We start from the raw sequence: 12,996 nt of genomic DNA, 5'->3' as shown, positions 1-12,996 counted from the left end.
CCATGCGCGCCGATCTCGTGGTGCCGCACAGCAGCGGCACACGCAAGCCCACCCATGCGGCGCCCGAAGACGCCTGCGACGCCCACATGCACGTGTACGACCGCCGCTTCGCGCTGCAGGGATCGCCCGACGCCATGCTCGACCATGCCACCGCCGACGACTATCGCCTGCTGCAGCGGCGCATCGGCACGCAGCGCACGGTGGTCGTGCAGCCGCGCGTGCACGGCACCGACAACAGCGTGACACTGGCGGCCATCCGCGAACTGGGCGCGCAGCACACACGCGGCGTGGCGGTGGTGCGGCCCGACGCGAGCGACGCCGAACTCGAAGGGCTGCACGCGGGCGGCATCCGCGGCATCCGCTTCACGCTGTACACGCCGGCGAATGCAGCGACGGATTTCGGCATGGTCGAGCCGCTGGCGCACCGGGTGCATGCGCTCGGCTGGCATGTGCAGCTGCATTGGAGCGCCGGCCAGATCGCGGAACACGCGGCGCTGCTCGCGCGGTTGCCTTGCACCGTCGTCTTCGACCATCTCGCGCGCATGCCGCAGCCCGACGCGCAGGCGCATCCCGCGTCCGAGGTGATGCACCGGCTGCTCGACAACGGCCGCACCTGGATCAAGCTGTCCGGCGCGTACCTTGACTCACGGGTCGGCGCGCAAGGCGGCTATGCCGACACCGTCGCGCTCGCGCGAGCGTGGGTGATGCAGGCGCCCGAACGCGTGGTGTGGGGCAGCGACTGGCCGCATCCCACGGAGCGCATCGCCAAGCCCGACGACGCGCAGCTCTTCGACCTGCTGAGCCAGTGGGTGCCCGACGAAGTGCAGCGCCGGCGCGTGCTGGTCGACAACCCGGCGCAGCTCTACGACTTTTCCTGAACCACAAGACCCGAGACATCGACATGAACAAGCGACTCCTGAAATCCGTCGCGGCCCTGGCCGCCTGCGCCGCTCCACTGCTGGGCTGGGCCGCCTGGCCCGACAAGCCGATCCGCATGGTGGTGCCGTATGCCGCGGGCGGCGGTGCCGACAACACCGCGCGCATCGTTGCGCAGCAGATGAGCACCGCGCTGGGCCAGCAGATCGTGATCGACAACAAGCCGGGCGCGGGCGGCGTGATCGGCGCCGACAGCGTGGCCAAAGCGGCGGCCGACGGCTACACCGTGCTGTACGACGCGTCGGCGTTCTCGGTGAACCCCTCGCTGCGCAAGCTGCCCTTCGACGCGGCGAAGGATTTCATTCCCGTGTCGCTGGTGGCCACGGCGCCGCAGATCCTCGTGGTGCCGGCGACCGCGCCCTACAAGACGGTGCCGGAGTTCATCGACTACGCACGCAAGAACCCCGGCAAGCTGAGCTTCGCGTCGGCCGGCGGCGGCACCGGTTCGCACCTCGCCGGCGAGGCATTGAACGAGCAGGCGAAGATCGGCCTGATGCACGTGCCCTACAAGGGCGGCGCGCCCGCGCTGACCGACGTGATGGGCGAGCAGGTGTCGGCCTACTTCGGCAACGTGGCCTCGACGCTGGGCTACGTCAAGAGCGGCAAGCTGCGCGCGCTGGGCGTGAGCTCCATCAAGCGCGTGCCGGGGCTGCCCGACGTGCCGACGCTGGCCGAGTCGGGCCTGCCGGGCTACAACGTGGTCGAGTGGAACGGCATGTTCCTGCCCAAGGGGACGCCGGTCGACATCGTGCAGAAGCTCGGCAAGGCGGTGCAGGCGGCGGTCGCCGATCCGGCCGTGCGGCAAAAGCTGCTGCAGCTGGGCCTGGAGCCCGCGGGCATCGCGCCCGAGGCGTTCGCGAAGTTCGTGCAGGACGAGACGGCGAGAGTGAGTGCGCTGGTGCGCTCGCGCAACATCAGGGTCGATTGACCATGCGCGTCCGCGCGGGATGTGAAACGTAGTGTGTGGGGTTCGTCCCGCGGATACAGAGGCATACGCATTTCGCTCCGCGGCGGGGTGGCCCGGCGAAGAATCGGCTCCGTTCACAGACGAACGCCCGTCACTCTTCCGAAGGAATCGCCATGCGCTTTCGCTCTCCCGCCCTCTTCTTTGCCGTCGCCATCGCGGCCTCTGCGGCAGCCCTCACGCTGACCTTTGCCGCGCCCTCGCCGCTGGGCGGCGAGGGCGCGGCCGGCGAGGCCCTGCCCGCACCGGAATTCCAGAACATCGACAGCTGGCTCAATTCGCCGCCGCTGAAGCTGAGCGAGCTGCGCGGCAAGGTGGTGCTGGTCGACTTCTGGACCTACACCTGCATCAACTGCCTCAACCACCTGCCCTACGTGAAGGAGTGGAACGAGAAGTACAAAGACAAGGGCCTGGTCGTCGTGGGCGTTCACACGCCGGAGTTCGCGTACGAGAAATCGACGAAGAACGTGAAGGACGCCATCGCGCGTCTGCAGATCAAGCATGCCGTGGCGCAGGACAACAGCTACGGCACCTGGAAGGCCTTCAGGAACCAGTACTGGCCGGCCGTGTACCTGATCGACAAGCAGGGAAAGATCGTCTATTCGCACTTTGGCGAAGGCAGCTACGGCACTACCGAGAAGAAGATTCAGGCGCTGCTGGCTGAGCCTTCTGGGACTTGAGACGGCGCATTTGTCCGGTTTGGGGTGCGATCACGACGACGGGGTGCCTTGCTCCGCGAATGTCCCCCGGCCTTCGGCCTCCTCCTTTATTTCGCTGCGCAAGGCACCCCATCATCGTGATCGAAGGACGCGGCGGTCGATCGGCCGGCACACGCGCTGCGCCCGGTGCCATTCGCACGCCCCCAAAACACAAGCAACCACAACACAAGACATACAAGAGAAATGAACAAGCTCTGGTTCGCCCTCCTCTTCCTCGCAGGCGGCATCTCGCAGGAAATCCGCAACCCGGTGCACTGCCAATGCATCCCCGCCCGGCAGCCGCAGCAGCCTCGGCCGCACAGGCGTCAGTCGAGCGCCTCGACCGCCGACGAGAAGACGTAGCCCTCGCTGCGCACCGTCTTGATGTAGCGCGGCTCGCGTGCGTCGTCCCCCAGGCGCTGGCGCAGGCGGCTCACCAGCAGGTCGATGGAGCGCTCGAAGAGTTCCGCCTCGCGACCTTGGGTGAGGCTAAGCAGCTGGTCGCGGCTCAGCACCTTCTGGGGATGATCGAGAAACACCATCAGCAGCCGGTACTCCGCGCCGCTCAGCGCCACCATCACGCCGCTGTCGTCGATCAGGTTGCGCGCGGTGGTGTCGACCTGCCAGTCGCCAAAGGCCAGCTTCGAGGCCGACTCGGTGGAGCGCATGTTCGGCGGCAGCATGCGCGTGCGGCGCAGCACCGAGCGGATGCGCGCCAGCAGCTCGCGCGCGGAGAATGGCTTGGCAAGGTAGTCGTCGGCGCCCATCTCCAGGCCGAGGATGCGGTCGGCCTCCTCGCTGCGGGCGGTGAGCATCAGGATGGGCGTGGCCTTGTACTTGCCCGTGCGCAGGTCGCGGCACAGCGTGAGCCCGTCTTCGCCCGGCAGCATCAGGTCAAGAATGATCAGGTCGAAAGGTCCCGACTCCTCCAGCGCCGCGCGCATGTGCCGCCCCGTGGGTACCGTCACCACCCGCAGGCCGTTCTTGACCAGGTAGGTGGAGAGCAGTTCGCGGATTTCCCGGTCGTCGTCGACGATGAGGATGTGGTCGGAGGTCTTGGCAATGTTCATGGAAGTGCGGTGATGCGCCCGCAGGGCGACGGGCAGGTGCAATGTAGCCCGTGCAGGCGAAGGATCGGGCGGTTTTGTATGCCCGTGTATCCGGCGGGCCGGGCGACCACACTATGTTGCTTGCACGGGCGCGTCGGCAGGGCCGGCGCCGTGGAGGCAGACCGGGCGCGACGGGTAATGTTGTATGTCAAGCCACGCGGCCCAACACACTGGAATACAAACCGCCGCGCCTTGGAGCGGGACCGGGTCTATAAACCCGTCCATGCCTACTTCCGCCGCCAGCCTTCCCGCCGACATCGCGCCGGCCTCCTGCGCCCCCATGGGCCTGCGCCGGCTGCTGCCGCGCTCGCTGTTCTCGCGGGTGACGCTGATCATCGTCGTCGGACTGGCCATCGCGCAGCTGCTGACCTTCATGGCCATCGGCTACGAGCGCGGCATCGCGATGCGCGAGCTGATGATGATCGGCATCGAGCGCGACATCGCCAGCTCGGTCGCCATCCTCGACCGGCTGCCGGCCGACGAGCGCGAAGGCTGGCTGGCGCGGCTGGAGCGGCGCAACTACCGCTTCGTGCTCGGCGGGAACGCGCAGGGCAAGGCGCCCGACACGCCGTCGTCGCAGCAGTTCGCGACCGCGATCGCCGACGCGATGCGCCCCTTCGAGATCGTGAAGATCGGGCAGGTGAGCAACCCGCCGCAGGGCCTGCAGATCCAGGTGCGGCTGTCGGACGGCTCCTCGGTGGTGGTGCATGCGCGGCGCGTGGACATGCCGGTGTCGAGCTGGGTGATGTGGCTGCTGTGGGTGCAGCTGCTGGTGCTGGCGGTGTGCGCCTGGTACGCGGTGCGGCTGGTCACCCGGCCGCTGGCGCAGCTGGCCGACGCGGCCGACGAGCTGGGCCCCGACCTGAAGGGCCGGCAACTGGCCGAAGAGGGGCCGACCGAGGTAAAGCACGCGGCGCGCGCCTTCAACGCGATGCAGAAGCGCATCGCCGGCTACATGGCCGAGCGGGTGGAAATACTCGCGGCCATCTCGCACGACCTGCAGACGCCCATCACCCGCATGCGGCTGCGCACCGACCTGATGGACGACGGCCATGACCGCGACAAGTTCCGCCAGGACCTCGACGCCATGCACACCCTGGTGCGCGAAGGCGTGACCTACGCGCGCACGCTGCACGGCGCCACCGAGCCGCCGCGCCGCATCGACGCCGACGCGCTGTTCGAGAGCATGGTGGCCGACTATGAGGACTCGGGCGAGCAGGTGCTGCTCGAAGGCCGCGTGGGCGAGCCCATGATGACGCGGCCGAACGCGCTGCGGCGCATCCTGACGAACCTGATCGACAACGCGCTGAAGTTCGGCACCGACGTACGCCTGCAGGTGCATGCAGACGCCGGCAACCGGCTGACGCTGGCCGTGGTCGACAACGGCCCCGGCATTCCGACCGACCAGTTGGAGAACGTGCTCAAGCCCTTCTACCGCGTCGAGGGCTCGCGCAACCGCGGCACCGGCGGCACCGGGCTGGGCCTGGCCATTGCACAGCAGCTGGCGACGGCGATGGGCGCGGAGCTCACGTTGCGCAACCGGGACGAAGGCGGGCTGGAAGCCCGGCTGACCATGAATACCAATGCGGCCGCGCCACCGGACTGAGCCGGCTGCGCGGCAGCCGCCGCAGCAGCACCACCGACCGAAGAAGAAAGAGAAGAGCGGCTCGCATGGCGAGACCGTGAAGGGTCCCGCTCGCTCTCGACTTCCTGTTTAGCCCTTCATTGACAACATTCACCGACTGGAATCCGATCATGCTGCTCCTCATCGTTGCCTACCTCGGTGGCGTGCTCACCATCCTGAGCCCGTGCATCCTGCCCGTGCTCCCGTTCGTGTTCGCGCGCGCCGACCGGCCGTTCCGCTCGCACGGCCTTCCCATGCTGCTGGGGATGGCGCTGGCGTTCTCGGCCATTGCCACGCTCGCGGCCGTGGGCGGCGGCTGGGTCGTGGCGCTCAACCAGTACGGGCGCTATGCCGCGATTGCGATGCTCGCGGTATTCGGCGTGACGCTGCTGTTTCCGTCGGTGGCCGACCGGTTGAGCCGGCCGCTGGTGGCACTCGGCCTGAGGCTGGCGGGGCCAGCACCGGAAACAAAGGCGTCGGTGTTCTCGCCGCTCCTGCTGGGGGTTGGCACGGGGCTGCTGTGGGCGCCTTGCGCGGGGCCGATCCTCGGACTGATCCTGACGGGCGCGGCGCTCAACGGCGCAAGCATCGGCACCTCGCTGCTGCTGCTGGCCTACGCGGCGGGTGCGTGCACCTCGCTGGCGGCCGCGCTGCTCTTCGGCGGGCGGTTGTTCTCGGCGATGAAGGGCTCGCTGCGCACCGGCGAGTGGGTGCGGCGTGCAGCCGGCGTGGCCGTGCTCGCGGGTGTCGGCGCCATCGCGCTGGGGCTGGACACCGGGCTGCTCAGCCGCCTGTCGGTCGGCACCACTTCGGCCTTGGAGGGAGCACTTGTGGAGAAGATCGGCATGCCAATGCCGATCCCCGTGCCGTTGTCGCAACCTCGCGCACCGGCGCTGCCCGACGAAGGCGGCCTTCCTTCGCTCGCGGGCGCCACCGAATGGCTGAACTCCGCCCCGCTGACCGCCGAGAGCCTGCGCGGCAAGGTGGTGTTGGTCGATTTCTGGACCTACTCGTGCATCAACTGCCTGCGCACCCTGCCCTACGTTCGTGCCTGGGCCGAGAAGTACAAGGATGCGGGACTGGTGGTCGTCGGCGTGCATGCGCCGGAGTTCGCGTTCGAGAAGCTGCCCGCCAACGTGCGCCGCGCGACGAAGGACCTGGGCATCGGTTTCCCCGTGGCCATCGACAGCGACTACGCGATCTGGCGCGCCTTCGGCAACCAGTACTGGCCGGCGTTCTACATCGTCGATGCGCAGGGGCGCATCCGGCATCACCAGTTCGGCGAGGGCCAGTATGCGAAGGCGGAACAGGTCATCCAGCAGTTGCTGGCGGAAGCGGGGCGGCCCGCCGTGCCGGCCGACCTGGTCTCGCCGCAAGGCCAGGGCACGCAGGCCGCGCCGGCCGAATTGCCGGCCCTGTCGGGCGAGACCTACCTGGGCTACGAGCGCGCGCACAACTTCGCTTCGCCCGGCGGCATATCGAACGACCATGCGCACGTCTATTCAGCGGCTGCGCCATCGCTGCGCACCAACCAATGGGCACTGGCAGGTGAATGGACGGTGGAGAGCGAACGCGCGGTGCTGGTCCGCGCCAACGGGCGCATCGCCTACCGCTTCCATGCACGCGACCTGCACCTCGTGCTCGGCCCGTCGGCCGATGGCAAGCTGGTGCGCTTCAGGGTGCTGGTCGACGGCAAGCCTCCGCTCGCGGACCACGGCGCCGATACCGATGCGCAGGGCAACGGCACCATCGACGGGCAGCGGCTGTACCAGCTGGTGCGCCAGGCGGCGAACGACAGGGAGCGCCTGTTCGAGATCGAATTCCTCGATGCCGGCGCACAGGCCTACGTGTTCACCTTCGGCTGAGTGCTTCGCGGCAGCGGGCGCGTGCCCGTTTCACAGGTGCTGAGCCACCAGCACCACGGCTCCGGCGATAGAGATGACGCCGCCAACGAACTTCCTGAATGCCTTCATGGCGTTCTCCTTCAATGAGGCTCCATGGTGCCGCGTGGCTGTGCGTTCGTGGGTTGGGAATTCTCATGTGCAGGATAGAAAAACCCAACCCGCAAGGCATTGCTCGGTCGTGCGGCATCTACGACCGGGCACTCGGCAAGAAAAGCCGCGCCCTCGCGAACTGGCTGGCGCGAAGCCTCACGCGCTCCACTGCCGCTTCCAGCGTGGGCTGCTGCATGAATACGAGCACTCCCTGCTTGAGCCCGCGAAGGCTCAGCTCGGCAACGCCGGCGTAGCGGCCGTTCGTGGTCCGCTGGATATCGATGCGGCTCGACCAGCCATCGGGCAGTTTGACGAGAAGCTGTAGCTGTTGTGTGACGCTCATGAGGGCGCCGAGGATAGGCGCCGCGACGTTGGCCCCCCAAGGAAATAGTTCCTTGGTATTCGAGATACTTCAAGGTTGGCATCGGGTGAATCTCCGGACCCATCCTCTTTGCAAACTGAGCAAGTTCAGTTCTGACAATCGTGAAATGCGTCCCTGTCTGGAGCTCGTCGCCTCCGATGGCATGGCCGAAGAGTCAACCGACATGCGGCGAGGACGTTGACAGCCACATGCACGTGTTTTCGTGTGACCCTTGAGGTGCAATCATGAAAAAAGCCCTGATCCTGTTGGCTGCCGGAACTGTCTTCACCGCTTCGGTCTTTGCGCAGCAGCCACCGGCAGCAGCAGCAACGACGAGCCCCGCTCCCGCTGCAAAAATGGCACCAGCACCAGCACCAGCACCAGCACCAGCACCGGCACCGGCCGCGGCGCCCGCGGCCGCAGCACCCGCAGCCGCAGCGCCCGCGGCCAAACCCGCAACGACCACCACGGCAGCAGCACCTGCCGCAGGCCAGGTCTGGGTCAACGGCAAGGTCTATCACTGCGCGACCGACAAGTACTTCGGCAAGACGAAGCATGGCTCGTACATGTCGGAGGCCGACGCGAAGGCCAAGGGCGCTCACGCAGCCCACGGCAAGGCCTGCTGAACGTCGCAATGCCGGGGCGCGGGCTGCTTCGCGCTCGTGCCCCGGCGAAAACCCACGAGCAGACAGCGGCCTGCTGCTCCCCTCGCTTTCCCCCGCTCCCTTCGTTGTGGCTATCGGCCGAAACTGCTAGCATCAATTAACTTACCGGCCGGCATGTAAAACAAATCTCCAGCCTCGGCGGCCCGTGGCGCACCACAACAAGGCACCCCCATGCGACTCTTCAAACAAACCCTGTGTGCGGCCGCGATGGGCATCGTGTCGGCCATGGCTTCGGCGGCGACGCCGCAACCCTTGCTCGATCGTGCGCTCGCCCTGTCCGATGCCGCGGAGCCCAACGTGATCGCATGGCGCCGGCATATCCACCAGCACCCCGAGCTGGCCTACGAAGAGGTCGAGACGGCCAGGTACATCGCCGCAGTCCTGGCGAAGATTCCCGGCATCGAAGTGCAGACCGGCATCGCCGGAACCGGTATCAAGGCGGTGCTTCGCGGCGGCAAGCCCGGCCCGGTGGTGGCGCTGCGCGCCGACATGGATGCCCTTCCCGTCGAGGAGCGCAACGACCTGCCGTTCCGCTCGAAGGCCAAGGCCGTGTGGCGTGGCCAGGAGGTGTCGGTGGCGCACGTCTGCGGCCACGACACCCACGTGGCGATGCTGCTGGGCGCGGCGCAGGCGTTCTCGGCCATGCGCGCCGAATTGCCCGGCACGGTGGTGTTCCTGTTCCAGCCGGCGGAGGAGATCGGCCCCGGCGACCGCCCGAGCGGCGCGCTGGCCATGGTCAAGGCGGGCGTGCTCGACGACCCCAAGGTTGACGTGGTGCTGGGCCAGCACATCGGCTCGCAGTCGCCCAAGGGTTCGATCTCCTACCGGTCGGGCGCGATGCTTGCCAGCATCGACGTGTTCAACATCAAGCTCAGCGGTGCGGGCGGACACGGCGCCGCGCCCTGGGCCGCCAACTCGCCGATGCTGGCGGCGGCGGAGATCACGCTGGGCCTGCAGAACATCGTGAGCCATCGCACCAACCCGACCATTGACGGCGGCGCCACCGTGGTCACGGTGGGCATGCTGCAAAGCGGCAACCGCTTCAACATCCTGCCCGAGACCGCCGAACTCTCCGGCACGGTGCGCGCGCTGTCGGCGCAGAACCAGAAGACGGCCCACGAGCAGATCCGCATGAAGGCCGAGCACATCGCAGCCAGCTATGGCGTGAAGGCCGACGTGCGCATCGACACCGGCGGCGGCTATGGCGTGCTGGTCAACGACGTACCGTCCACCCTGGCGCTGGTCGATGGCCTGAAGGCCGCGGCGGGCAAGGACAAGGTCGCGGAAATCCTGCCGTCGATGGGCTCCGAGGACTTCGGCGCGTTCGGCGCCACGGGCATCCCGGTGGTCTTCTGGATCCTCAACGCCTCGCCCTATCCGGACCGCGCGGGTCCGACGAACCACTCGCCGCTGTTCACCATCGACGAGTCGGCCATGCGCATCGGCGTGCGCGCGCTGACCAGCGCAACCCTCGCCCAGATGACGCGTGCCAACGGCACGTCGCCTTGAAGACAGCCGACGGCTGATCCCCGGGTTTCCCCCGACCCACCCGCGTTGTGGCTGTCAGCCAAAACTGCTAGCATGAATTAACTTACCGGCCGGCATGTAAAAACAAGCATCGAGGCCGGCGGCCGAGACCACAGAACCAGAGACGCGAGACAACGAATGAACGCCCTGATGCAAGACAACGCGCTGCTGATTTCCAGCCTGCTGGAACACGCGGCCCGCCATCATCCGGACGTTGAAATCGTCTCGCACCTCGACATGCGGACCTGCGTGCGAACCACCTGGCGCAAGGCGACGCTGCGCGCGGCCAGGCTCGCCTCCGCCCTGCGGACGCTCGGCATCCAGCCCGGCGCACGCGTCGCGACGCTGGCCTGGAACACGCACCGGCACCTCGAGCTCTACTACGCCGCCTCGGGCATGGGCGCGGTGCTCCACACCGTGAACCCGCGGCTCTTTCCCGAGCAGATCGGCTACATCGTCAACCACGCGGCCGACGAGTTGGTCTTCTTCGACCTGGGCTTTGCGCCGCTGCTCGAACAGGTCGCACCGCAGCTGAAATCGGTCAAGGGATTCGTGGCGATGTGTTCGCGCGCGGAGCTGCCTGCGCTGAACCTGCCCGGCCCCCTGCTGTGCTACGAAGACCTCGTGGCCGACGCCGAGCCACTCGCCGAATGGCCCTCGCTCGACGAGAACACCGCCTCGTCGCTGTGCTACACCTCCGGCACCACGGGCAACCCCAAGGGCGTGCTCTACAGCCACCGTTCGACGGTGCTGCACTCGTGGGCCGCCTGTGCCGCCGATGGCCTGCAGCTGTGCGCGCGCGACAGCGTGCTGCTCGCGGTGCCGATGTTCCATGTGAACGCCTGGGGCATTCCCTACGCGGCGGCCATGTGCGGCGCCAAGCTGGTGCTGCCGGGCCCGGACCTCGGCGGCGAGCGCCTCTTCAACCTGATGCGTGACGAGCGCTGTACCTTCTCGCTCGGTGTACCGACTGTGTGGCTGGGCTTCTTCCAGCACGCGGAGAAGCTCGATGCGGCTGCGCGTGCCGGCCTGTGCCTCGAGCGCGTCGTGGTCGGCGGCTCCGCCGCGCCGCGCGCCATCGTCGAGAAGTTCGAGCACCTGTTCGGCGCCTACGTGATCCAGGCCTGGGGCATGACCGAGACCAGCCCGCTGGCCACCATCTGCAACCTGCTGCCGCGCCACGACGGCATTCCCCTGGAAGAGCGCTTCGACGTACAGACCCGCCAGGGACGCGCCATCTTCGGCGTGGAGATCGCGGTGTTCGACGCCGAAGGCCGCCGGCTGCCCGCCGACGACCACACGCCCGGGGAACTGAAGGTGCGCGGTCCCTGGGTCGTGTCGGCCTACTACGGCCAGGAGCCCGGCGCCGAGCTCGACGCGAACGGCTGGTTCGCCACCGGCGACGTCGCGCTGATCGACAAGGACGGCTACGTGCAGATCACTGATCGCTCGAAGGACGTGATCAAGTCGGGCGGCGAATGGATCTCCTCCATCGACCTCGAGAACCTCGCGGTCGGCCATCCCAAGGTGAAGGAAGCCGCAGTGATCGGCGCGTACCACAGCAAGTGGCAGGAGCGCCCGTTGCTGATCGTGGTACCGAACGAAGGCGCAGAGGTCACGGCTGCGGAGATCCTCGACTTCATGCAGGATCGCGTGGCCCGCTGGTGGATGCCCGACGACGTGGTCTTCGTCGACGAACTGCCCCACACCGCCACCGGCAAGCTGTTGAAGACACGGCTGCGCGAGCAGTTCCAGGGCCACCGGCTGCCGACCGACGCGGCCGTTGCCGACTGAGGTTCGGGCGCCCCCCAAACGCGCCCCCGACGCCCGCCGGTGCTGCGGCCGAGTTCACGCGACAGCAACCCTGAAAACAATGGAGAGACAAGCATGCAACATCGATTCCGGCTCGCGGCCTCTGCGGCCATCCTTCTCGCCTGCGCGGCGGCTGCTGCGCAAGGCACCCCGAACACCATCAGCGACGACGTCGTGCGCATCGGCGTCATGGCCGACCAGACCGGCCCCTACTCGGGCAATGGCGGCCCCGGCTCTTCGCTGGCCGTGAAGATGGCGGTCGAGGACTTCGGCGGCAAGGTGCTCGGCAAGCCCGTCGAGGTGCTGGTGGCCGACGACCAGAACAAGCCCGACGTGGGCCTGAACATCGCGCGCAAGTGGCTGGACACCGAGAAGGTCGACACCATCGTCGGCGGCTCGGCCTCGTCGATCGCGCTGGGGGTCTCGTCGCTGCTCAAGGAGCGCAAGAAGCCGTACCTGATTGCCGGCACGGTGAGCGCGGAGCTCACCAACAAGTCGTGCTCGCCGATGAACTTCCAGTTCCTCACGGACACCTATGCGCTGCCCAAGGCGGGCGTGCAAAGCCTGATGAAGCAGGGCGTGAAGAGCTTCTACTTCATCACCGTGGACTACGCCTTCGGCCAGGCCTTCCAGGACGACGCCACCAAGTTCATCCAGGCCGCCGGCGGCAAGGTGGTGGGCTCGGTCAAGCATCCGCTGGGCGCCACCGACTTCTCGTCGTACCTGCTGCAGGCGCAGTCCAGCGGCGCGCAGGCCATCGTCATCCTCAACGCCGGCCTCGACCTGTCGAACGCGCTGAAGCAGGCGGCCGAGTACAAGCTCACGCGCAACGGCCAGATGGTGTCGGTGTTCGGCATGACCATCAACAGCGTGTCGGCCATGGGCCTGGACGTGGCCCAGGGCCTGCAGCTCACGGTGCCGTTCTACTGGGACCGCGACGACGCCTCGCGCGAATGGTCGAAGCGCTTCATGGCGCGCAACAAGGGCGTGGTGCCAACCTATATTCACGCTGGCGCCTACAGCGCGACCATGCACTACCTGAATGCGGTCAAGGCCGCCGGCACCGACGACGGCGCCACGGTCGCGGCGAAGATGAAGGCCACGCCGATCAACGATTTCTTCTCGAAGGACATCAAGATCCGCGAGGACGGCCAGGCGCTGCGCCCGGTGTATGCCGTGCAGGTGAAGAAGCCGGCCGAGTCGAAGGGTGCGAACGACTACTACGCAGTGCGCGCCGAGATCCCGCCCGAACAGACCTGGCGTCCGCTGGCCGAGAGCAGCTGCGACTTCATCAAGGGCAAGTGAG

Annotated in this window: 11 protein-coding genes; 9 read left to right on the top strand and 2 right to left on the bottom strand. The window is 67.6% G+C overall.

What is annotated here, in order from left to right; genetic code table 11:
* Positions 1 to 2: 2 nt before the first annotated feature.
* From PMI12_RS13140 to PMI12_RS13130, 3 genes are all read left to right on the top strand, one after another.
* Positions 3 to 878 carry an amidohydrolase family protein gene (locus tag PMI12_RS13140; RefSeq protein WP_007833035.1) on the top strand — a complete coding sequence of 292 codons (876 nt, stop codon included), beginning with the start codon at positions 3 to 5 and terminating at the stop codon, positions 876 to 878.
* A gap of 23 nt (positions 879 to 901) precedes the next feature.
* Positions 902 to 1,864 (top strand): tripartite tricarboxylate transporter substrate binding protein, encoded by a 963-nt coding sequence (locus tag PMI12_RS13135; RefSeq protein WP_007833033.1) that lies wholly within the window; start codon positions 902 to 904, stop codon positions 1,862 to 1,864.
* A gap of 152 nt (positions 1,865 to 2,016) precedes the next feature.
* Positions 2,017 to 2,580, top strand: a complete 564-nt coding sequence (locus tag PMI12_RS13130; protein WP_007833031.1) for a thioredoxin family protein — start codon at positions 2,017 to 2,019, stop codon at positions 2,578 to 2,580.
* A 344-nt stretch (positions 2,581 to 2,924) separates the two neighbouring features.
* Here PMI12_RS13130 and PMI12_RS13125 read toward each other — a convergent pair whose 3' ends face one another.
* Complete coding sequence (locus tag PMI12_RS13125; RefSeq protein ID WP_007833029.1) at positions 2,925 to 3,668, bottom strand: response regulator; 744 nt, start codon at positions 3,666 to 3,668, stop codon at positions 2,925 to 2,927.
* Between the two features lie 262 nt (positions 3,669 to 3,930).
* Between PMI12_RS13125 and PMI12_RS13120 the strand changes: the two genes are divergently transcribed.
* Together PMI12_RS13120 and PMI12_RS13115 are read left to right on the top strand one after the other, a co-directional pair.
* Positions 3,931 to 5,313, top strand: a complete 1,383-nt coding sequence (locus tag PMI12_RS13120; RefSeq protein ID WP_081502653.1) for an ATP-binding protein — start codon at positions 3,931 to 3,933, stop codon at positions 5,311 to 5,313.
* 149 nt (positions 5,314 to 5,462) lie between these two features.
* The gene (locus PMI12_RS13115) at positions 5,463 to 7,196 is read left to right on the top strand and encodes a cytochrome c biogenesis protein DipZ (protein WP_007833027.1); all 1,734 of its coding nucleotides are present in this window, start codon (positions 5,463 to 5,465) and stop codon (positions 7,194 to 7,196) included.
* A 226-nt stretch (positions 7,197 to 7,422) separates the two neighbouring features.
* On the opposite strand, the gene PMI12_RS13110 is transcribed toward PMI12_RS13115, so the two are convergent.
* Positions 7,423 to 7,668, bottom strand: coding sequence for a hypothetical protein (locus PMI12_RS13110; RefSeq protein WP_007833025.1), 246 nt, complete (start codon positions 7,666 to 7,668; stop codon positions 7,423 to 7,425).
* Between the two features lie 263 nt (positions 7,669 to 7,931).
* On the opposite strand from PMI12_RS13110, the gene PMI12_RS28735 reads away from it, so the two are divergent.
* The 4 genes from PMI12_RS28735 (at position 7,932) to PMI12_RS13090 (ending at position 12,995) form a co-directional block, all read left to right on the top strand.
* Positions 7,932 to 8,312 (top strand): hypothetical protein, encoded by a 381-nt coding sequence (locus PMI12_RS28735; protein ID WP_042673323.1) that lies wholly within the window; start codon positions 7,932 to 7,934, stop codon positions 8,310 to 8,312.
* A 210-nt stretch (positions 8,313 to 8,522) separates the two neighbouring features.
* Entirely contained in the window at positions 8,523 to 9,860 is a 1,338-nt protein-coding gene (locus PMI12_RS13100; RefSeq protein WP_007833024.1) for a M20 metallopeptidase family protein, read from the top strand.
* A 156-nt stretch (positions 9,861 to 10,016) separates the two neighbouring features.
* Entirely contained in the window at positions 10,017 to 11,672 is a 1,656-nt protein-coding gene (locus tag PMI12_RS13095; protein ID WP_007833021.1) for a long-chain-fatty-acid--CoA ligase, read from the top strand.
* Between the two features lie 93 nt (positions 11,673 to 11,765).
* Positions 11,766 to 12,995 (top strand): ABC transporter substrate-binding protein, encoded by a 1,230-nt coding sequence (locus PMI12_RS13090; protein WP_007833018.1) that lies wholly within the window; start codon positions 11,766 to 11,768, stop codon positions 12,993 to 12,995.
* The last annotated feature ends 1 nt before the right edge of the window (position 12,996 follow it).

The sequence above is a fragment of the Variovorax sp. CF313 genome, from assembly GCF_000282635.1.
GTDB lineage: Bacteria > Pseudomonadota > Gammaproteobacteria > Burkholderiales > Burkholderiaceae_C > Variovorax.
This window is presented reverse-complemented; position numbering and strand designations above follow the sequence as displayed.